18 protein-coding genes are annotated in these 21665 nt (G+C 64.3%); 12 read left to right on the top strand and 6 right to left on the bottom strand.

Annotated elements, in window-relative coordinates; all coding sequences use genetic code 11:
* Positions 1-9: 9 nt before the first annotated feature.
* Positions 10-1851 (bottom strand): AMP-binding protein, encoded by a 1842-nt coding sequence (locus tag V6K60_RS11380; RefSeq protein WP_332450639.1) that lies wholly within the window; start codon positions 1849-1851, stop codon positions 10-12.
* Between the two features lie 185 nt (positions 1852-2036).
* Here V6K60_RS11380 and V6K60_RS11375 point away from each other — a divergent pair, with 185 nt between their 5' ends.
* From V6K60_RS11375 to V6K60_RS11365, 3 genes are all read left to right on the top strand, one after another.
* The gene (locus V6K60_RS11375) at positions 2037-2861 is read left to right on the top strand and encodes an SDR family NAD(P)-dependent oxidoreductase (RefSeq protein WP_332450638.1); all 825 of its coding nucleotides are present in this window, start codon (positions 2037-2039) and stop codon (positions 2859-2861) included.
* Positions 2862-2935: 74 nt separating this feature from the next.
* Positions 2936-3109, top strand: a complete 174-nt coding sequence (locus tag V6K60_RS11370) for a hypothetical protein (RefSeq protein ID WP_332450637.1) — start codon at positions 2936-2938, stop codon at positions 3107-3109.
* A 152-nt stretch (positions 3110-3261) separates the two neighbouring features.
* Positions 3262-5397, top strand: a complete 2136-nt coding sequence (locus tag V6K60_RS11365) for a PAS domain-containing protein (RefSeq protein ID WP_332450636.1) — start codon at positions 3262-3264, stop codon at positions 5395-5397.
* Positions 5398-5407: 10 nt separating this feature from the next.
* On the opposite strand, the gene V6K60_RS11360 is transcribed toward V6K60_RS11365, so the two are convergent.
* Complete coding sequence (locus V6K60_RS11360; protein WP_332450635.1) at positions 5408-9331, bottom strand: HEAT repeat domain-containing protein; 3924 nt, start codon at positions 9329-9331, stop codon at positions 5408-5410.
* 464 nt (positions 9332-9795) lie between these two features.
* Complete coding sequence (locus V6K60_RS11355) at positions 9796-10398, bottom strand: helix-turn-helix domain-containing protein (protein WP_332450634.1); 603 nt, start codon at positions 10396-10398, stop codon at positions 9796-9798.
* A gap of 307 nt (positions 10399-10705) precedes the next feature.
* On the opposite strand from V6K60_RS11355, the gene V6K60_RS11350 reads away from it, so the two are divergent.
* The 3 genes from V6K60_RS11350 to V6K60_RS11340 are packed head-to-tail and all read left to right on the top strand — an operon-like array spanning position 10706 to position 12884.
* Complete coding sequence (locus tag V6K60_RS11350) at positions 10706-11221, top strand: hypothetical protein (RefSeq protein ID WP_332450633.1); 516 nt, start codon at positions 10706-10708, stop codon at positions 11219-11221.
* Positions 11218-12225: a hypothetical protein gene (locus V6K60_RS11345; protein WP_332450632.1), complete on the top strand. Its 1008-nt coding sequence runs from the start codon at positions 11218-11220 to the stop codon at positions 12223-12225. The genes V6K60_RS11350 and V6K60_RS11345 overlap by 4 nt, the downstream gene beginning before the upstream one ends.
* Entirely contained in the window at positions 12189-12884 is a 696-nt protein-coding gene (locus tag V6K60_RS11340) for an HAD family hydrolase (protein ID WP_332450631.1), read from the top strand. Before V6K60_RS11345 ends, V6K60_RS11340 begins: the two co-directional genes overlap by 37 nt.
* Before the next feature lie 5 nt (positions 12885-12889).
* Here V6K60_RS11340 and V6K60_RS11335 read toward each other — a convergent pair whose 3' ends face one another.
* Positions 12890-13747: a methanogenesis marker 8 protein gene (locus V6K60_RS11335; protein WP_332450630.1), complete on the bottom strand. Its 858-nt coding sequence runs from the start codon at positions 13745-13747 to the stop codon at positions 12890-12892.
* Positions 13748-13896: 149 nt separating this feature from the next.
* Between V6K60_RS11335 and V6K60_RS11330 the strand changes: the two genes are divergently transcribed.
* The 3 genes from V6K60_RS11330 (at position 13897) to V6K60_RS11320 (ending at position 16091) form a co-directional block, all read left to right on the top strand.
* Entirely contained in the window at positions 13897-14055 is a 159-nt protein-coding gene (locus tag V6K60_RS11330; RefSeq protein ID WP_332450629.1) for a hypothetical protein, read from the top strand.
* 8 nt (positions 14056-14063) lie between these two features.
* On the top strand, positions 14064-14813 hold the full coding sequence (locus V6K60_RS11325) for a heparan-alpha-glucosaminide N-acetyltransferase (protein ID WP_332450628.1): 750 nt from the start codon (positions 14064-14066) through the stop codon (positions 14811-14813).
* A 198-nt stretch (positions 14814-15011) separates the two neighbouring features.
* Complete coding sequence (locus tag V6K60_RS11320) at positions 15012-16091, top strand: TerC family protein (RefSeq protein WP_332450627.1); 1080 nt, start codon at positions 15012-15014, stop codon at positions 16089-16091.
* Positions 16092-16210: 119 nt separating this feature from the next.
* On the opposite strand, the gene ade is transcribed toward V6K60_RS11320, so the two are convergent.
* Together ade and V6K60_RS11310 are read right to left on the bottom strand one after the other, a co-directional pair.
* On the bottom strand, positions 16211-17869 hold the full coding sequence (ade, locus tag V6K60_RS11315; protein ID WP_332450674.1) for an adenine deaminase: 1659 nt from the start codon (positions 17867-17869) through the stop codon (positions 16211-16213).
* Entirely contained in the window at positions 17866-18195 is a 330-nt protein-coding gene (locus tag V6K60_RS11310; RefSeq protein WP_332450626.1) for a hypothetical protein, read from the bottom strand. Before V6K60_RS11310 ends, ade begins: the two co-directional genes overlap by 4 nt.
* A gap of 446 nt (positions 18196-18641) precedes the next feature.
* Between V6K60_RS11310 and V6K60_RS11305 the strand changes: the two genes are divergently transcribed.
* The 3 genes from V6K60_RS11305 to V6K60_RS11295 form a co-directional block, all read left to right on the top strand.
* On the top strand, positions 18642-19361 hold the full coding sequence (locus V6K60_RS11305; RefSeq protein ID WP_332450625.1) for a M48 family metalloprotease: 720 nt from the start codon (positions 18642-18644) through the stop codon (positions 19359-19361).
* Between the two features lie 211 nt (positions 19362-19572).
* Complete coding sequence (locus V6K60_RS11300; RefSeq protein ID WP_332450624.1) at positions 19573-20451, top strand: ParA family protein; 879 nt, start codon at positions 19573-19575, stop codon at positions 20449-20451.
* 3 nt (positions 20452-20454) lie between these two features.
* Positions 20455-21665, top strand: a 1211-nt coding sequence (locus V6K60_RS11295) for a PAS domain-containing protein (protein WP_332450623.1), incomplete at its 3' end; no start/stop codon positions are given.

Genomic DNA, 21665 nt, shown 5'->3' with positions numbered 1-21665 from the left:
GGGAATTGCTCAGTTCCCGTTCACGTGATTGCGCAGTTCTTGATCCCGCAGGACGTTCCTCTGGATCTTCCCGGAGATGGTCTTTGGCAGGTCGGAGACAAACTCGATCGACCGCGGGTACTTGTACGGAGCGGTGTTGTTCCGGACGTGCTTCTGGATGTCCTTGACCAGCGACTCCGAGGGCTGGTAGCCGGGCTTCAGCACGACGAACGCCTTGACGATCATCCCCCGGATCAGGTCCGGCGACCCGACGACCGCCGACTCCTGGACGGCCGGGTGCTCCATGAGGGCACTCTCGACCTCGAACGGCCCGATGCGATATCCTGAAGACTTGATGACGTCGTCGCTCCTCCCGATGAACCAGAAGTAACCGTCTTCGTCCATCCGCGCCTTGTCGCCGGTGTAGTAGAACCCGTTCTGGAACGATTCCCGGTTCGCTTCGGGGTTATCCAGGTACTCCACGAAGAGCCCGACCGGCCGGGGATCGAGTTTGACCGCGATCCTCCCCTCCTCCCCGGCGCCGACCGGGTTTCCGTCGTCGTCGTGGAGCTCGATCTGCCAGCCCGGCACGGGTTTTCCCATGGAGCCGGGCTTGTGCTTCATACAGGGGAGCGTGGCGATGCAACAGACGGTCTCTGTCTGTCCGTATCCCTCGTAGATGGCCTGCCCGGTGCCATCCTGCCAGACGCGGGTCACCTCGGGGTTGAGCGGCTCCCCGGCGCTGCAGCAGTGCCGGAGGTCCCGGAAGTCGAACTTGTCGAGGTCGGCCAGGATCAGCATTCGGTAGACCGTCGGCGGTGCGCAGAACGTGGTGACCTCGTACTTCTCTATCAGCGGGAGGAGCTCGGTCGCGCCGAACTTCCCCCGGATATCGTAGACGAAGATGCAGGCCCCGGCGATCCACTGGCCGAAGATCTTGCCCCAGCCGCACTTCGCCCACCCGGTATCCGAGAAGGTCAGGTGGAGATCGTTCGGCTTGAGGTCCTGCCAGAGCGAGGCGGTGATGATGTGGCCCAGCGGATAACTCTGGTTGTGCAGCACCATCTTGGCCTCCCCGGTGGTGCCCGAGGTGAAGTAGATCATCATCGGGTCCGTCGATTTCGTCTTCTTCGAGACGGGCATGCTGACCGTGTGGTGCGATACCGGTGCGGGATACTCGAGTTCGTGCGGGTAACTCGCCCAGCCCTCCCGCTCTCCGTCCGCGAGGAAGAGGGTATCGAGCAGCGGACAGGCGTCGGCGACCTCGTCGACCTTCTCGGCGTTCTCGCGGTTGGTGATGATCATCCTGAACTTGCCGGCCTGCACCCGGTATTTGATGTCTTTTGAGGTCAGCATCGTCGGACAGGGGCAGAAGACCGCCCCGAGCTTGATGAGCGCGATGACGAAGATCCACCATTCCGGGATCCTCGGAAGCATCAACAGGACCCGATCGCCCTTCTTGATGCCGTACTTCAGGAGGATGTTCGCGGCACCGTTGGAGAGATTCCGGAGATCGCGGAAGGAGTATTTCTTCTCGTTCCCGTCCTGATCCACCCAGACCATCGCCAGTTTGTTCCGGTCGGTCTCGGCCCACCGGTCGATCACGTCATACCCGAAGTTGAACTGTTCAGGGGCGTTGATCGTGAACGTCGCGCATGCAGAATCGTAATCGGTGATATTGGGTCCCGAGAAGTTCAGAGGCGGGATCCTCCCCGGCGCCGCGGCCTCGACGGCGGGTCCGGCGGCAGCGCCGTCGAGGTGCGCCTTGCAGAGTTCGTTGAGCCATTCGGACCGGGATAGCCCCCGGGATTCACACATACCGTCGATCTTCTTCACGAGGTCGTCATGCATCGTGACCGAGTATCGCACCATATATACCGTTTTGTGGTGCAGTATATCACCCTTTTCATTTGCCGTGCACCAGAATCCCGGGCAAGGGCCTCCCCGCGGTGCACCTGCCCGGGAGAGGCGCCGAACCGGCCCGGTCCGCCGGGGCGGGGTGGTGGAGCGCGCCGGGACCAAACCTTCAAGTGGGGTGGGGTGCACCGGGGCCACATATGGCAGAGCAGACCATCCTCGTTACAGGCTCAACGGACGGCATCGGCAAGGCGACCGCACGCGCCCTTGCCTTCCAGGGCCACCGCGTGCTGCTTCACGGCAGGAACCGGGAGAAGGGTCGTGCCGTCCTTGCGGAGCTGGAGGCAGCCACCGGCTCCGACCGATTGAGCCTCTTCATCGCCGACCTCGCGGTGCAGGAGCAGGTCCGGGACCTCGCACGGGAGGTGGACCGGGCCTCTAGCCGTCTCGATCGGCTCATCAACAACGCCGGGGTCTTCATGCCGGAACGGGAGATCGCGCCCGGCGGGATCGAGATGACGTTTGCCGTGAACTACCTCGCCCCATTCCTGCTCACCCACGAACTTCTCCCCCTTCTTGAGCGAAGCGGACCGGCGAGGATCGTCAACGTCGCGTCGATAGCCCACCGGAGCGTGCAGTCGTTTGACCGGGAGAACCTTCCGGGTTTTGAGGACTACGACGGCTACGACGCCTATGCCGTATCGAAGGTCGGGGTCATCGCCTTTACCATTCGGCTTGGACGGACCCTCGAGGGGACGGGGGTGACGGCGAACTGCCTCCACCCCGGGGTGATCGAGACGAAGCTCCTCCGCGCCTACATGGGGAGAAGGGGCGGCGGCGGACCGCCGGAGAAGGGAGCGGAGGTGGAGGCGCGCCTCGCTATCTCCCCGGATGCCGGGAAGGTGAACGGCGGGTACTTCGAGGAGAACCGGTGGACCCGTCCGTCGCACCTCGCTCTCGACCCGGACGTCCAGGAGTGGTTCTGGGAGACGGGGCTCGACCTCACCGGGATGGGGCAGTGGTGACCCGAAAGCATGATACCGGATGAAGGAGACCGGGGAGACAGGCCCGGATACCCGGGCTCACCGAGGAGGAACCCATGAAGCGCGATATCAAAGGCGATGAGAAGGAAGAGACGAAAGAGTACTGGTGCGAGATATGCGGAGCGGCCTGCGACGAGATCACCGAGGAGACATTTCCCGACCTGAGGAAGGCCCGGACGCTCTGCCCGGACTGCCGGAAGTCCTACGAGGAGTCCTGCAGGCTCCAGTGACGGAAAGTGGGTGCCCGGAATACTGGCCGGGTGCGAATCCCCGCCCGTCCACCCGGGATGGTGCAGGGAGAACCTTTTGTAGGATCGGGATGAATACAGGTGGTGATCCTTCCCAAGAGAGGGGTTGCCCGGGCCACACGGCCATGCTCTCCATGATGTCCACGACGGATGCCGGCAAAGAGACGATCACGCCCCCGGCCCTGGCACAGGGTGACGGGATCCTCATCGTCAACGCCGAAGAGAAGATTGTGCAGGCCAATGCGCCGTTGCAGGATCTTCTTTCTGCAGCACAGGAGGAACTTCTCGGAGCGGATGCTGCCGACGCCCTCCGGGATCACCTCTCCCCCCTCCTCCCGGAGGAGAGGTCAGGCGAACGGGTCGTCGCCCTCCTCCGGGGCGGGCCTTCGCCCCCGTCGATCACCCTCGGCATCCGGGTCCCCGGTTCCGGCCTCCGGAGGGTCTCCGTCACCGCGAGCATGGTCGAGGGTATTACGCCCGTGCTCCGGCTCCTCGTCTTCCACGACACCGGCGAGGGGGGTGGAGAACCGCTCCGGAGCACTCCCGGAGACCCGCTCCCGGTCATCTTCACCCAGGACCGCGACCTCCGCTACACCCGGGCCGAGAGCCCGGGCGAGAACGGGCGTCACCCGGCTCTCGTACCCGGGAAGACGGATGCGGACCTCTTCTGCCAGGAAGACGCCGCACGGCTGACCGAACTCAAACAGCGGGTCCTCGAGACCGGAGAGGGTCTCCAGGAAGACGTCCGCCTCGTCATCGACGGGACCGCACGCACCCTCGACCTGACGCTGGTTCCGGCAAGAGACGGCGACGGGCGGGTGGAAGGGATCATGGGGGTCCTGCTTGACGCCGCAGGCCGGCAACGCGCGATCGAGGCGCTCGCAAAGAGCGAACAGCAACTTGCCACCCTGATCAGCAACCTCCGGGGCATGGCCTACCGGTGCAAGGTGAACCGCACCTGGACGATGGAGTTCGTCAGCGAGGGGGCGGAGAGAGTTACGGGCTACGCGCCGGACGATATTGTCGATGACCGGCAGATCGCCTACGGCGATATCGTCCACCCCGACGACCGGGAGGGGGTCTGGAGGGAGGTGACTGCCGGGCTTGCTGAGAAGAGGCCTTTCCAGATGACCTACCGTATCATCACCGCGTCGGGTGAGGAGCGATGGGTCTGGGAGCAGGGCCGGGGCGTTCCCGATCCCCGGCGCGGGGCCGCGGTGATCGAGGGCTACATCACCGACATCACCGACCGCGTCAGGGCCGAGGCCGCCCTTGCGGAGAGCGAAGAGCGGTTCAGGAGCATCTTCATCTCCAGTCACGCGGTCATGATGATCATCGACCCGGAGACCGGGGCCATCGTCGACGCGAACCCTGCAGCGAGCGCCTACTACGGCTACCCGCTCGATACCCTCACCTCGATGCGGATCAGCGAGATCAACACCCTCGAGCCGGCAGAGGTCCTCCGCGAGATGCAGAGGGCGGTCTCCGGCGAGGGGCGACCGGCCGCCGGTCAGGACCCTGAGGAACCCGGAGTGGGTCGAGAGCAGCATTTCTCGTTCCGGCACCGACTGGCGGACGGCCGGGTCCGCGACGTGGACGTCTTCAGCGGCCGGGTGGTCATTTGCGGGCGGACGCTCCTGCACTCCATCGTTCACGACATCACCGGGCAACGGCGGGCAGAGGAGCATTTCCGGGCGCTCCTCAATGCCACGCCCGATGCGGCCCTGCTCCTCGACCGCAACGGGACGATCCTCGCCGTGAACGAAGTGATGGCGGAACGGTTCGGAAAGAGCGTCGGTGAACTCCTTGGGATGAACGTCTATACTATCTTCCCGCCCGAACTGGCGCCGATACAGCGGGAGATAGTTGATCAGGCTATGAGTACCGGTAAACCCCTCCGGCATGTCGATGAGCGCGCAGGAATGGTCCTTGAAGGCATCCTCTTCCCGATCCAGGGCGGCAGCGAGGAGGCCGCGAGGGTGGCGGTCATCTCCCGCGACATCACCCGCGCTCAAGAACTCGAACGGGCGAGGAGAGATGCGTTTTCCCAGATCGAGCAGAACATCGAGCAGTTCGCGATCCTTGGAGACCATATCCGCCAGCCGCTCCAGGTGATCCTCGGGATGGCCTGCCTGATCGAGGACGAGAGGGCGACAAAAGCCATCCAGAACGAAGTCGAACGGATCAACGGGTATATCCTGCAGCTCGACCAGGGCTGGATCGAGTCAAGGCAGGTCCGGGAGTTCCTTCTCCGGCACGAACTGGTGTAGGCTCGCTTGCTCAAGCGTTCTCTCCGCTCTGTTCCCGGATCCTTGCCACCGCATCCTCCGCAGCCCGCCGGACGTACCAGTCCTCATCGTCGAGGATGCCCCTGAGGGGCTCGACCGCCCGTCCATCCCCGATCCCGGCCAGGACGTCCGCCGCACGTTTTCTGACGTCGCCGTCGGGGTCGCCGAGTGCCGATATGACCGGGACCACGGCCGGTCCCCCTATCGCGACAAGCGCTGCCGCGGCCTCCCGCCGGATGCTGTAGTAGTCATCGTGGAGGAGGGCCATGAGCGCCGGGACCGCACGCGGGTCACGCACCTCGCCGAGGACCATTGCCGCTCGCCGCCGGATGCTGTCGTCGCGGTCGTTGAGCACCCGGACCAGCGGCCCGACCGCCGCCTCGCCCATCCGGGCGAGATCGCTCCACTGCTCCTTCGCGATCAGGTAGAGAGCCGTCTCCTCCCCCGGGGCCGGCGGCCGGCTCAGGCGGTCGAGGGCGTCCGCAACCCCGGCACGAACCCGGAAATGCTCATCCGTGAGCGCACCGGGGAGCAGCCGTGCGGCCGGCTCTCCGATCAGCACGAGAGCCGCTACCGCGCCCTTCCGGGCCGTATCATTCCCGTCCGCAAGAACGGAGAGGAGCGGTCCGACCGCCGCCTCTCCCATCATGCCGAGCGCCCGCACCACAACCCTGCCAACCCGCCCGTCCCCGTGCAGGAGGGCATCGGTGAGCGGGACGATCGCGGCCGGGTTGCCGATCTTGCCGAGCGTCGCGGCCGCTCCCATCTGGATCGCCGGGGGACCGCCCCGGAGAGCACGGATCAGCGGCTCGACGGCGGCGTCCCCGATAGCGACAAGCGCCCGTGCGGTCCCGAGGCGGATGCGCCAGTCGCGGTCCTGGAGGGCATCGATGAGGGGAGCGACCGCCGGCTCCCCGATCATCTTGAGCGCCTCGACCGCCTTCCTCTGCACGCCGTCCTGCTCGACGCGGAGTTCGTCGATCAGCCTCGCGACCGCAGGGGCCCCGATCATGCCGAGCGCCCGCGCCGCACCCATCTGGATCGCGGTGTCCGGGTCGTTGAGCGTCCGGATCAGGGGGTCGACGGCCCCGGCCCCGACCTCCCCGACCGAGGCCCACTGCTCCTTTGCGATCAGGTAGCGGACGGTCTCGTCCTCGGTCTCCGGCGCCCACCCGGCTCTTCCGAGGACCTCCGCCGCACCCAGCCGCACGCGATACCGCTCGTCCGAGAGTGCCTCCGTCAGATCGGCGACGGCCGGCCGGCCGAGCCGGGTGAGCGTGTCGATCGCCTCCAGGCGGAGAGCGTCGTCCGGATGCCCGAGCGCCTCGATCAGCGGGGCGATCGCCGGGTCCCCGAAACCGATGAGGACGTCGCCGGCCCGTTGCCGGATCCGGGCATTCCCGTCTCCAAGCGCCCCGATCAGCAGGTCAAAGGCAGGCTCCCCCATCGCCGAGAGGACCTCCGCCGCAGCCTCGCCCGCATCGGGATGCCCGAGGGCCTGGATGACCGAACCGGCGGCAGGCCTCCCGATCCGCACCAGCACCCCCGCGGCTGCCGGGCGGAGCGTCTCCTCGCCCAGGGCGTGGGTCAACGGCTCCACGGCCGCTTCCCCGATCCGGACCAGCGTATCGGCTGCAAGCCCCGAGCGAATCCCGTCGCCGAGCAGGCGGACCAGGGGGGGAACTGCAGGCCTCCCGATCAGGAGAAGCGACTCCGCCGCTCCCGCCCGGACACCGGCATCTGCGTCGCCGAGCCGTGCCGTCAGGGGATCGACGGCAGCGGCCCCGAGTTCCACCACCTCCCGCCACCGCTGCAGAGCAATCAGGCAGGCGACCTGCTCCTCTCCCCCCGCAGGAACCCGGTCGAGTCTCTTGAGAACAAGGCCGGCTCCCATGCGCGTCCGGGCGTTCTCATCGCCGAGCGCGCCGAGAAGCGGCTGGAGGGCAGCGTCGCCGATCCCGGCAAGCGCGGTCACCGCTCCTGTGTGGCCGTCGCCGTCCTCGCCGAGGAGGGGGATGAGGGGGCCTGCCGCAGGCGCACCGATGGCGATCAGGGCGTCGACGGCCTTCCGATGAAGGCGGTCGCCGCCGCTCCTGACGAGTTCGACAAGGGCCGGGACGGCTTCCTCTGCCCCGAGCCTGCCCAGGACCTCGACGGCGTTCTCCCGGGCTGCGCCGCTTGCCCTCTCAAGCAGCAGGAGAACCGGGGCTACGGCAGGGTCTCCGATGGCGACGAGCGCATCGGCCGCCGCCGGGGCAACGGCATCGTCTGCAAGGGCATCCACGAGCGGACCTACCGCCGTGGGAAGGCCGATATCGCCGAGCGTCGCCGCAGCCTCGCCGCGTATGCGGTCGTCGTCGCCGTTGAGCGTCCGGATCAGGGGGTCGACGGCCGGCTCGCCCATCAGGGCAAGTTCCATCCACTCCTCCCGGGCAATCAGGTACCATGCCCGCTCGGTCTCGTTCCAGGGTTCCCAGCCCATCCCGTCCAGGATCCCGGCGACCGGAACCCGGGACCGGCCGGAGGTCAGCGCCAGGATCAGGGGCGGGACCGCCGCCTCCCCGAGCGCACGGAGGATCGTGCCCAGTCTCTCCTGCACCCCTTCATCCGCCTCGTCCAGGGCCCGGACGCATCCCTCCGCCGCCGGCTCCCCGATCTTCACCAGGGCCGTCGCCGCCGTCTCGCAGAGCGAAGGATCGCCGAGGAGCCCGATGAGCGGATCGACCGCAGGAAGACCGATCTCCGCGAGCGCCAGACCCGCGAGCGGCCGGATCTCATCATCGGCCTCGTGGAGGAGATCGACCAGGGGGCCGACCGCGGCCTCGCCGACCTCGCCGAGGGTCCGGGCGGCGTTCCACCATGCCTCCCGGTCCGGGGACGTCAGGATGCGGATGAGGGGATCGACTGCAGCCATCCCATAGTCCGCAACATCGAGCCACGCCTCTTCGGCGATGTGGTACCGGATCGCCCCGGCGTCGTCGGGCGGCTCCCACCCGAGTTCGCGGAGGATAGAGGCGGCGGATCGCCGGATGCTCCCCTGAGGCGCGACAAGCGCCTCGACGAGGGGGGGGACCGCCGCATCGCCGATCTCCCGGAGCGCATAGCGAGCGCCGAACTGCACCTCGCCGTCATCCCCGGCAAGCGCCTCGATGAGGGGGGGCACGGCAGGCTCTCCGATGCGCACAAGCGTCGCGGCCGCCCCGGTCTGCACCGCACCGTCCCCGAGTGCACCGATCAGCGCCGGGATTGCGTCCTCGCCGACCAGGGCGAGGGCTTCGGCGACGCACCACCGCCTTCTGTCATCCGCGCGAGCGAGCGCCTCGATCAGGGGAGCCACGGCATCGGCTCCACGCTCCGTGACGGCTCTCGCGGCGCGTCCGCGGACCCCGGCATCCGGGTTGCCGAGGTCGTCGACGAGCGACTCCACCGGGCGGTCACGATCCGGGAGAACGGGTGCAACCGCCGGCTCATCCTCCACCGAGAAAGCAGCGTAACCCGGGGTCCCCGGCGAGGGGTCATCGTCGTCGAGCCCGAGCATGCGCAGGAGTTCCTCATCGGTGAGCGGCTCGGACCGCGGGGCAGGCGGGTCGTCCGGGATGGGTTCCGGAAGTTCATCCGGATCGCCGGATATACTGTCGTCCGGGCCCGGGTCAGGGGAAAGGTCCGGGAACGGTTCCGTCTCATCCCGGGAGAGGGGGTCGTCGAACCAGACAAAGTCGTCAGGGGTCTCTTCGGCGGCCTCGTCCAATCCATCGGGGAAGAAGTCTTCTGCATCCTCTCCCGGGGAGACGGGATCGTCGAACTGCGAGAGGAGCCCGGGGTCCGTTTCAGGCTCCTCTGGAGCGCCCGGGAGCGGACCGGGGGAGAACTCCGGGCGGGGGAGGCCCCGGTCCGGGCCGTCCTCCTCGTCGCTCACATCAGTCTGTCTCTTCAGCAAGCGCTTGAAGAAAGAACGCCCATCCGGCCTGAGGATACCAGGGAGACCCACGAGAGGGCAGAGGGTTTCAACCGCAAAGGGTGCCTGGAGCCCTGCCGCCCCCACCCAGAACAGAAGGAGAGCAAGGGTTACGATTCCAGAGGCCGCGCATATAAGAGCCTGCAACGCCCGCCTGCGGTCTCTGCCGGGCCCGGGCATGCGCCCGCCCGCACGGTTCATCTCTGCCGCCACATGACCGATTCCCGCTACGGCACCAACGAAGAAGGCATTCCGGGATGCTCGTAGGGTCTCGATGCACATGAGGAGATTTCTACGTCTGAAAATTAAATAGGTTTGTTTCCTGTGCCCCTAGTGAGATACTGCCTGAATATAATTGACTCCAGGGACACGGGCCAGGCACGAGACCGGTCGGTCCGGGCCGGCAGCCATCCTGTATGAACGGATCAGAAACCTTCGTTCATGATCCGTTCGAGCTCCGAACGCTTGATCCGCCAGGACCCCCCGCACTTGACCGCCGGGATCCGCTCATCCCGGATGAACTCCCGGATCCGGCCGGGGGTGAAGTTCAGGGTCGAGGCGACGTCGTCCACCGTGAGCATCCGGTCGCCCGGAGCGTGGTGACCGCACCCGATCGTCTCCCAGTCCTCGTCCGGCAGCATAATGGTGATGACCGGCTCGCCGTCGTCTCCGGGGGAGACCGCGGCCTTGAAGGTGAGGGTGGGGACGAAGCCGTTCTGGTAGAGGCTGACCTGGAACTCGAACTCCTCCTCGACCGTTCTGCAGGCTTTATCCCTGAACGCATGAAGGGTGTCCCAGAGATTCTCCGTGACGACCTCCTGCGGGATGTTCGGGAACGGCACCATACTCTGCGCAGCCCGTTCCGAGACCGCGAGAGGGAGCGTGATTCCAATATCCCTCCCCATCCGGGTGATCTCGACCAGGTCCCCGTCGTCGATAGCATCCTGCCGGGTCTTTCTCTGTTGCTCCGGGTCCGCCAGCCCCCAGGTCTCGGCTGGTGTGCGTAATCGTACTCTTCGCATCTCCATGACGTATATCTCTCCGGGATATTTTCGCGCCCTTCTATACCACTATAGGATATCGACAATAAAAAATTTACCAAATATTTCGCAAGATTTTGCCATTCCTTTCACGTTAACGGCTTATTTTAAGAACCCCGGGGGTAAATTGCCGTCGTAATCCGGCAGGATGCCGGGAAAGATCTCAGACCGGACCGTCATCGGGCATAATATCCAGAAATAACTGACGATACGCCCCAATCTCCCGACCGCGAAGATTGATCCCGGGGAGAAGTTCCCGATAAAGCCTATATAGCGGCAGGGCGAGTCTTGAGGAGTGATCTCTCCTGTGACTCCCGCCCGGGGCGATGCTTACATAACACTTCTGGGACGCTCAACGTGGGCGCTCGTCAACGCATATCATGCTGTCCTGCGGGAGAAGGGGTTGCGCCCCGAACGGGTCGCTATCGTCACCGAGGAGCCGTACGCAGAAGATGCATCGACTGCAGCAGAGGCTCTTCGGATAGTCTCTCGCCGATACGGGTTCTCTCCCGCGGTCGACGTGGAGGTCCTGCCCGAGGCGGACTTCGTCCGGGCCGGGCAGACGATCCGGTCGCTCGCCGAGGATTTCATCCGGCAGGGGTTCGACGTGGCGATCGATATCACCTCGGGGAGGAAAGTCACGGTCGCCGGAGCGCTCATCGCGGTCTCCGTTGCGGAACTCGACCTCCGGCACATCTACTACCTCGCCATGAAGAGCACCGACGACGTCGCAAAGCCCTACCTGATGATCCCGCACCAGATCCAGCAGATCCGGGACATCATGGAGGATGCGGGGGCAGCACGGCCATGAACGACGTGGTCATCAGGGAGGACGAGATCCAGGTTCTCATGAACAACCTTGATGCGGTTCGCGTCTCCTACCCGCTCTATGAGGGGGACCTCCTCGTCGCACGCCCCGAAGGAACCGGTTTTCGGCTCGAACTGCCTGCAACGCGCGAGACCTTCCAGGGCTGGCTCGCGGAGTACGGGTCGATCGCAGGCGAACTCCCCTCCTACGGCGATCTCCAGGAGTGCATGTTTGCAAGCGGGATCGCCCGATACGCAAACCAGGCTGCCTTCGAATCGATGCGTACATCCTACGGGCAACTCACGAAGACCGTCTTCTTCGGCCTGGATACGAACCTCTTCTATCACGGGTTTGCATCGAACAACCCCGGCATCAACCCCTCTTCCTACTTGGTCGTCGAGACCGTCCGCGACGAGATCACCTACGCCATCAACCGCAAGTACCCGGCAAAGATGATCGGGGAGATGACGGCGCACGCGCCACGCTACGGGGAGTTCATCAGGGAACTCGAGAACAAGCGGATGAAGCGGTCCCGGAAAGCGGCATACCTCGCGCTGAAAGAGTACCGCACCATCCGCGACCGGGCAACGGAGATAGCCTCGCCGGGCAAGCACACGCATCTCTCGGAAGAGAACGACCGGAACATCGTCCAGGCGCTCCGGAAGTTCGAAGAGGAGCGTTATGCCCTCCCGGTTCTCCTCACCGCCGACATCTACATGGCGGACCTCTGCATGGCCGAAGGGCTCGAGTACTTCTACTTTGACCGCCCATATACCCTTGAGGCAACCACCTGCACGGCACGCGAGTTCCGGCGGCTGCTCTTCAATCTTGCCGCCGTCTTCGGGTTCGTACAGTCCAACGGCGTCACCCTCTTCGGGGAGTACGGCGGGAAGGCCAGCGACCTCGACGAACTGAAGGTGCGGTTCGAGGACGACGGGGCCTACCGTGAATTCAGAGAGGATGTAGAGGTATGCAGGCAACTTACGGCACTCGGCATAAGAAGGTAGAGGCGGTCCTCTGCGACATGGACAACACCCTCTTTGACCTCGTCGGAGCGAAGCGGGAGGCATGCCGGTGCGTGATCGACTACCTCGGGGCCGGGGACCCTGAAACGCTCTTCCTGCAGTTCCTCCGCGGGGTCCACGGGTTTGAGGACCCAAGAAACATACGCGACTATCTCGAAGACCTCGGGGTGTACGAGCCCGGGACGTTCGAGGTCTGCTGCCGCACCTACGAGGACGTCAAACTCGATACGGTCACGGCGTATCCCGGCGTCGAAGAGACGCTCGAGCGCCTCGCGGATGCCGGGATCGGGCTTGCGGTCGTCACCGATGCGGAGGCGTTCCAGGCACGCCGGCGGCTCGGGAAGACCGGGCTCATCGATTACTTCGAGGTCGTGGTGACCCCGGAGGTCTCGGGCAGGCGAAAACCGGAGCCCGACTCCCTCCTCTGCGCCCTCCGGGCGCTCGATGCGCATCCGGAAGAGGCGATGATGGTCGGGGACAGCCTGGTCCGCGACATCGCCCCGGGGAGGCACCTTGGGATGACGACCGCGTTTGCCGCCTACGGCGACTGGCGCCCGGACCGACCGGCAACGATCGAGGCCGACATCATCCTGGCAGCGTTCTCCGAGCTCCCGGGTCACGTGGGCATCCCCGGCCGGTAGAACCGTCAGCAGAGCGGCTCAGGGGACTGCGACCCCGGCACCGGGAGGCGCGCGCTGTGGACGATGAACGGCTGGTCGGTCTCCCCAATCTTGCCGAGGATGATTGCTTTTCCCGCCCGGGTCATCGCGAAGACCGGGATCGACGTCCCCGCCTGCAAGAGCGCGGCCTTTGCCGCCTCTTCCCGGATGTACCTGGAAGCACAGGCGGTGAGGAGATCGGCCGCGCCGGCCATCAGGGCCGCGTCCTCCCGGGAGAGCCCGGTCGTGTGGACGCCGACGATCACGGTCTCCGGGAAGCGTTCGCGGATAGCCGCCGCCTCCGCGGCAACGGCGGTGGTCACGGCGATCCGCCGGTGGCCGAGCGTTCGAGCCAGGGCGACGCCGCCGGCCTGGTCGATGACGGCGGCCTCCGGGTCGAGGACCACGCCCCCGTTCTCCTCGATCCGGGCGATCACCGCGGAGATCGGGCTCGTTTTGACGAGGCCCGACATCCGGCCGCCGATCCCCTGGATGAGGGCGGGATTCTCTGCAACCAGCGTCCCGGCCCCGTCGGAGGCGATCACTGCGGCGTCGAGGTCGCCCCGCCGGACGGCGCTGCTCAGGAGTTCCGATGCCCCGAAGGGGACGAAGTCCGGCCCGGCAAGCACCTCGCGCTCCGGCGTGCACATCCCGAAGGACCGGATACGCGCCTCGATGTTCCTCTGGATCGCCTCGGGCGTCATCTCCTCGACCGGGCAGGCGAACCGCCGCGCCAGCGGGCAGTCCTGTATCTGCGGCGTCCCGACCTCGACCACCCGGCCGTTCCGGATCACGACCCGGCATTTGCCGGCGGCCTCTACAATATGCTCGTCACGGTTGCTCATGGTTCCCCGTCCTGCATACTATTCGATATGCCGGGTATGAGGAATAATTCTGTCCCTTCCGGCCCCGGGTAATGCTTATCCGCTAGTCCTTCCTTGTGAATGTGAAGAACTGGTGATACCTGTTCAGCAGAGACGTGAGGTGAGGAGAGATGGGTCGGATCTGTAGCCCGTTCGTTGTGCTCGAGTGCAGCCGGCAGTGCGGCTTTACCCGGATATACAACGAGCCCACCGAAGAGCAGAGCGAAGAGATAACCGGGATGAAGACCTGTCCCGCCTGCGGCGCCCCTGTCCGGAGAAGGACCTTCTGACGGCAACCATGCCGGGAGAGCGTTACTGGGAGATCGACGTCGCCCGGGGCTTCGCCGTCGTGACGATGATCGTCTTTCACTCCGCCTTCGACCTCAACTTCTTCGGGGTCCTGCCGCTCAACGTCTCCGGCGGGTTCCTCCGGATGCTCGCCTACATGACCGCATCGACGTTCATCTTCATCGTCGGGGTCTCCTTCACGATCAGTTACGCCCGGGCGGCGCGACGGCTCTCCCGGCGCGACCTCACGCTCAAGTACGCCCGGCGCGGCCTCTCGATATTCGCTCTCGGCCTCGTCATCACCGCCGTCACCTGGCTCTTCCTGCCGTCCGCCTATATCGTATTCGGCATCCTGCACTTCATCGGCATCGCCGTCCTGCTCGCACCGCTCTTTGCACGGTTCGACACCGAGAAACTCATCCTCGCGAGCATCGCCTGTCTCCTCGCCGGCTACGCCACCAACGCCGTCACGGGACCCTGGGGCCTCCTCTGGCTCGGCATCCACCCGGCATCCTTCGCGAGCCTCGACTACGTGCCGCTCCTCCCCTGGTTCGGCCTCGTCCTCGCCGGTATGGCCTGCGGGTCGCTCCTTTACCCGGACGGTGTACGAGGGTTCACGCTCCGGACGGCGGAGCCTCCGGCAGCCCGGCCTCTCTCGATCCTCGGCCGGCACTCGCTCGCCATCTACTTCCTGCACCAGCCCCTCATCCTTCTCCTGATCGCGGTCCTCGCGCCCGGCGCGGTGACGGGGTTCTGGTGAGGGGAGCGAGTCACCGACAGAAAACATTTGACGATGAAGCGGGAAATGATCAGAGAGGATTGGTACCCGGAAGTTCAGCGCAGGCCTTCGTACGTTCTCCTTCCGCCCCGCCTTACCGGGCTTCACGATACGTTCGAGACGATGCCCGGAGCATTCATGAGCAAAGTGGGCCCGGAACACCCGGGTTGAGTTGAGCCTATGACAGACGTGACAGACGTAGCATGGATCGTATTCATCATCAGCATAGCGGCGCTCCTGGCATTGGACCTCGGCGTCTTTAACCGCAAGGCCCATGTCATAAAACCGAGGGAGGCGCTCCTGCAGTCCGCCACCTTCATCGCCGCCGCGGTGATCTTCAATATCGGGGTGTATATCTGGATGGGGCCCCAGGCAGGGCTCGAGTTCACCACCGGCTACATCATGGAACTGATGCTGAGTGTGGACAACCTCTTCGTCTTCGTCATCGTCTTCGCTTCATTCTGCGTGCCGCCGGAGGATCAGCATAAGGTGCTCTTCTACGGCATCATGGGGGCTCTGGTATTCCGGTTTGCTTTCATCATAGCAGGTGTGGCGCTGGTGGAGACGTTCTCCTGGGTACTCTACATCTTTGGTGCCTTCCTGATCTACACCGCTATCAAGATGGTGCTCAAGAAGGAGGAGGTAGCGGTCGAACCGGACAAGAATGTCCTGGTCCGTGCGTTCCGGAAGATCATGCCGGTCACCAAAGGCTACGAGGGCGACAGGTTCTTCGTCAGGAAGCCTGATGCGACCGGCAAGGTGGTCACCTGGGCCACCCCCATGGTCGTGGTCCTGCTGGTGGTGGAGACCACCGATATCATGTTCGCCGTGGATTCCATCCCTGCTATCCTTGGCATCACCACCAACCCGTTCATCGTCTTCAGTTCCAACGCCTTTGCCATCCTCGGCCTGAGGTCGATGTACTTCGCGCTGGCGCACATCATGAACGCGTTCTACTACCTGAAGTACGCTCTGGCCGGCATCCTCAGCTTTGTCGGTGTCAAGATGCTGATCGCCGACATTTACCACATCCCGGTGGAGATCTCGCTCGCCGTCATCATCCTGATCCTGGTCGTGGCCATCATCGCCTCCCTGATCCGGAACCGGCTCGCCGGACGGGGTCCGGCGGAGGAGACCGAAGAGGATCTGGCGGTGGAGGAGGTGCAGGCCGAGACCTGTCCCGCCCTCGCGAGCCTCCAGGCAGACGACGCCGCGGCAGAGACGGACTGCTCTGCATCAGAAGACCCCGGGAGAAAATAGGCGATGAGCGACCGCCCGCCCGGGGCGGATCACCGTCCTCCCTCTCTTTTCGACGCCTGATATCCGTACTGCTGGAATCCCGAGTATGAGTGAAGAATGAGCGCCACCGGGCGCTCTCCTCACTCAGAAAAGAGCGAGACGTCCGAAAATGCCCGGACGTCAAAGACCCCCCGCTCCGTGACCCGGAGATCGGGGATGACCGTCAGGGCAAGGAACGAGAGGTACATGAACGGGTTTGCAACAGACCCGAGCCGCCGGGCATGCTCCTCGAGGGCCCGGAGGCGCTGCACGACCTCGTCGTAGGGGAGGGCCGACATCAGCCCGGCACACTCGAGGGGGAGAACGGTCATCTCGCTGCCGGAGACGACCACGAGGCCCCCGCCGATCCGGACCACCTCAGCGACGGCACGGACGATGTCGGCGTCGCCGACCCCGACGGCGACGATGTTGTGGGAGTCGTGGGAGACCGAGCCGGCGATCGCTCCTTCCTGCAGCCCGAAACCGTGGACGAGCCCGACGCCGGAGCCGCCCGCCCGGTAACGGTCGGTGACGACCGATTTCAGGATATCGCGGTCGAGATCGGGGATACCGGCACCGTCCACCGGATAGCACAGGTCCCGGGTCGTGATCTGCCCGGGCACGATCCCGATCACCCGCGCCTCGCCCCGGCCGGCTATCCCGATGTCATAAGGCTCCGGCACGCGGGCGTGCAGGGGAGCCGCGGGGCAGACCGGCGGGCGGTAGCCGGCGTCGATCACCTCGACGCCGCGCTTGAACGTCCGCAGGACGTGGAAGCGCTCGGGGTCGTCGACGACGCAGAAGTCCGCAAGCCTCCCGGGAGCGAGGGCGCCCCGGTCATGCAGCCCGAACCGCCCGGCAGCGGAGAGCGTGGCCATGCGGAGCGCCTGCTCGACCTCAAGGCCGGACGCGACCGCCTTGCGGACACAGTCATCGATATGCCCCTCTCCGGCGAGCATGTCGGCGTGCCGGTCATCGGTGGCAAAGCAGCACCGCGGCGCCGTGCAGGCGTCGACGAGCGGCAGGAGGTCCTTGAGGTTCTTCTCCGTCGAGCCTTCCCGGACCATGACGTACATCCCCCGGAGAAGTTTCTCCCGTGCCTCCGCGAGGGTCGTGCACTCGTGGTCGCTCTGGATTCCCGCGGAGATGTAGGCGTTCAGGTCCTTCCCGGAGAGGAACGGCGCATGGCCGTCCACGACCTCGAAGAGGTCCATCTTCGCCCGGAGGTCCTCGTCGCCGGCGAGGACGCCGGGGACATTCATCACCTCGGCAAGCCCGATGACGCCCTGACGCCCCCGGAACCGGGCGAGGTCGGCGGCCGTGAGCACGGCGCCGCCCGCATCGAGGGGAGTCGCCGGGACACAGGAGGGGAGCATGACCAGGATGTCGAGCGGTGTCCGCGCCCCCTCGGTGAGCATGTACTCGATCCCCGGCGCCCCGCAGACGTTCGCGATCTCGTGGGGATCGGCGATCACGGTCGTCGTGCCGTGGGCAAGGACGAGCCGGGCATACTCCGACGGTGCGAGGAGCGAACTCTCGATATGGACGTGGGCATCGATCAGCCCGGGCACCAGATAGGTTCCCGCGAGGTCGTATTCCTTTCTCCCCCGGTAGTCTCCAAAGCCGACGACGCGACCGTCTTTGACCGCGAAGTCCGTGCGTTCCCAGGCGCACGCGAACGGGTTGAAGACATCAGCCCCGGAGAAGACGGCGTCCGCCGGTTCAAGCCCCCGCGCCGCCGCAAGCCAGGGAAGCGTCAGGCTGCCACCTCAAGGTCGCGGATGACGGACGTCCTCCGTTCGCTGCCGACGAATATGGTCAGGAAGACCCGGTACGAACCGGGCTCGAGGTCGACCGATATCGTGTAATCGTTCTCTCCCTGGTCGAGGTTGACGTATCGTGCCTCCGAGAAGACTTCCTGCTGTTCAAGCGCCCCCACTTCCATGATCGTCACCTGGAGCACGGCGTTCTCAACGGGCCCGGCAGCGTTCTCCACGTGAACCTGCAGGGCGCCGTCGCCGTAGGTCACCTCTCCAAACGATGTGGAGAGGCACCCGGCAGCCCCGATGAGGACAATAAGAGCCAATATCAGAAAACCCACGTATTTGCTGGACATTTTCTGGGAGAACCAGAGGAGTGCGCTACGCCGCCCCGGCGTAGCACGGGTCATTGAACCCTCCGGTATCACCCCGTTCACCTCTATTATTCACAATTTTGGCTGCTATTATTAATACATTTTGAAAAAAGCAGGCATTCCAAACTGTTCTAATTCCCGGCTTTACCGGTGATCGGACCTGTTGTCCTTCCGGCGGGACGCGGAGTGCGGACTCCCGGCCAGAGCGAGGGCACTGGAGAGGCCGTTCCCACTTGACAGGCGCAGCGCCCCCACTCCACCGTTTCCGGGGATCTGACAGCCGGGATCAGGATAGATGGCCGAAAATCAACCGAAAACACTACATTGCCAGATCTCAGCCTCCCCGCGACATGGAAATTTTTAATATGGTTGGCTAAATATAATTATAAAGTGATAAAATGGCCGATGACAGCCCCCGCCTCCACCGAATATTCCGGGAACTCCAGAAGAAGGGGTTGATCGGCCGTGAGAGGAGACTGGTAGAGTGCCGGTTTGTGCCCGCCATACGGGGCTGCCCGGCGCTCAACAGCATCCGATACCGGCGTGAGTTCTACGAGAGGGACCTCTCCGGGGCGAGCGACGACACGCTCAGGTTCGTGCTGCTCCACGAAGAGGGGCATATCAGGGAGGGCTCGTCCCTCCTCTCCGTCCTCCCGGCCCTCCCGCTTCTCCCGTGCCTCCTTCTCCTCTGGCGCCCGCCCCTGGCTTCACTCTTCCCGGGAGTCGTGCCGTACCTGCAGGCGGCGGGGCTCCCCGTTGTAAAGGTAGCCTTCGTTCTCCCACTCCTCCTGGTCGTCTTCTTCGCCTACCGGACATACTATCGCCGCATGTGTGACGAAGAGTTCACCGCCGACCGGTACGCGGCGGATGCTATGAGACGCTGCTACCGGACGAGAGACCCGGGAGCCCTCCTACAGGAGTTTCTCTCCGGGTTACGGACCGGTGTTTCGGCATCGGGCCGCAGGAAGCCCGGCGATCCTGCACAGGCGATTCCCGGGCACCTCCGCCCGGAACCAGACTACCGACCATCCATCGCCGAACGCGTAGAACGCGTCCGTGAGAGACTCATCGAAGAAAGACCCCGCAGCATGACGCTGGGAGAGCAATCTCCCCGCTGATGCCTGCTCGCCCGGCATGAGCAGGGGCCCGGGCGGCGGTGAACTCTTCGTCGCACATGTCCCCCCCATTTTGAGAGTCGGACATACTGCAAAAAAGCAGAATTTTCATCGAAGACGAAAGAATTTTTCAAAATACAGAAGACGCTCAGAATATACGTGGCATCATAAAAGTAGGTTTAATAACCCCTATTTCAAATAGAGATATCGAGGGGTGCTGGATATCACAATCGTAGCGTTTGCCCACCACAAAGGTGGCACGGGAAAGACGACCTCGTGCCTCAATGTTGCAGGCTATCTTCAGAAAGACGGAAAGAGCGTTCTGGTAGTGGACTGCGACCCGCAGGCCAATGCCACCGCGGGACTCGGGGTCAACCCTGAGACTCTCGAACTGAGCATGTATGACGTCTTCATGAGCGTGTTTGAAGGTTTTCCCGACATCGTGATCGAGGATGTCATCGTCCCCACGGCATCGGGGGTCGACCTGGCTCCGGCAACCCTGGACCTCGTGGGGGTCGAGCCCTACCTCTACGGTATCGAAGACAGGGCGGGACTGCTCAAGGAAGCACTTTTGCGGGTGAGGGGCAACTATGACTTCATCCTGATCGACACGCCCCCGAGCATGGGACAGTTCGTCATCAACGGCCTGGTCGCTGCGGACCATACCGTCGTCACCCTCGACCCCGGCACCTTCGCCTTGAGAGGCATGGAAGCCCTGTCAACGGTCTTTGGAGACATCAGGGAGATGCTCGGGGAGGACGTTGCCGCAGACTTCGCCATCCTGACCCGGTGGAAGGGTCCGGGCGACCGGGCAGCAGGAGCGAGCGGCCTCGCGCTCTTCCTGAAACGGATCTTCTCACCCGGCTCCTCCGCGGAAGAAGAGAAGGAGAGAGAACGGCTGAAGATCTTTGAGTCCGAGGTCCGAAAGTCATTCAAACAGGTCTTCGCGGTCCCCTACTCACCTGCAATCTACGAAACGCAACAGAAAGGGCTTCCGATATCCCACTACGCACCCGAAAGCGAGGCAGGCCGAGAATACCGGGCCATAACAACTGCGCTTCTGGAACTGGACGATAACCATGATGAGGTGTGAAGAATGATCGACAAACCTGGAAGAAAAGCACTCTTTACCGGCCCGGTTGCGCCGGGTACTGCAGGACAGACACGGGAACACGGAGCGGTGGTGCTCCCCGAAACTTTCGAGACCGCGCTCCACGCCGGACTCGACGGCGACGATTCCGCACGGATCGCCCTCGCCGGTCTGCCGGAGGAGTTCCGGCCCCTTGCCGTCTCGATCAATGCGCTGCTTGAGAAGAAGCAGGAGGAGAAGCAGGCCCTCAAGAGCCGGTTGGCGGAGGCAAAAGCGTTTCTGAAGAGCTCCGATACGATCATCGAGCAGAACCCGATGCCCATCCTGATCGTCGACACGCAGTTCAAGATAACCATGGCAAACAATGCCTATGCCGAGATGAGCGGGATCCCGAGGGACCGGCTCCCGGGGAAGAAGATCTCGGAGTTCAAGTTGGTGTCGCAGAAAGGTTCCGGCCTCCGGCAGGCGGTGCAGGAGAAGAAACGCGTCTCCGGGGAGGTCGTCGTCGAACTGCCCTCGGGGACCCACACACTTGAACAGTATGGCATCCCGCTTCTCGACAGGAATGATGCGATCGAGAGTATCCTCATCGTCTATAACGACGTCACCCGGCAGCGCGAGGGAGAGGAAGAGATCAGGGTCCAGATGGAGAATATCACCGAACTGCAACGGCAGTCCGAGACGATCGTCCAGAAGAACCCGATGCCCATGTTAGTCATCGATACCGGGATGAAGATCCTCACGGCCAACGAGGCATATCTCCGGTTGACCGGCATCGATCGGTCGCGCATCGCCACGATGACCCTGCGGGACTTCAAAGTGCATAACCAGAAGGGCGACGGGATCAAGAAGGTGCTCACCGAGAAGGTGCGGGTATACGGCGAAGTGACGGTCGAGTTCTCCACCGGCACCTACATCCTGGAACAATACGGGATCCCGCTCACAAACGAGAAGAACGAACTGACAGGGACCCTGATCGTCTACAACGACATCACCGAAAAACGGAAAGAAGAGGACGAGATCCGGAAGATGCAGCACCGCATCGACACGATGATCAGGTTAAACCCGCTTGCGATCGCAACGCTCCGCCCCGACAAGAGCAGGATCGACATCAACGACGAGTATGCCCGGATGTGGCGGGGAACCCGGGAAGAGACTCTCGCGAAGAAACTCTACGACTACGACATCACCGTCGTCGGCGGCGACCACTTCTACGC

Source organism: Methanoculleus sp., from assembly GCF_036677455.1.
In the GTDB taxonomy this organism is placed as follows: Archaea; Halobacteriota; Methanomicrobia; order Methanomicrobiales; family Methanoculleaceae; genus Methanoculleus.
The sequence above is the reverse complement of the archived record's forward strand: the minus strand, read 5'-3'. Positions and strand labels throughout refer to the sequence as shown.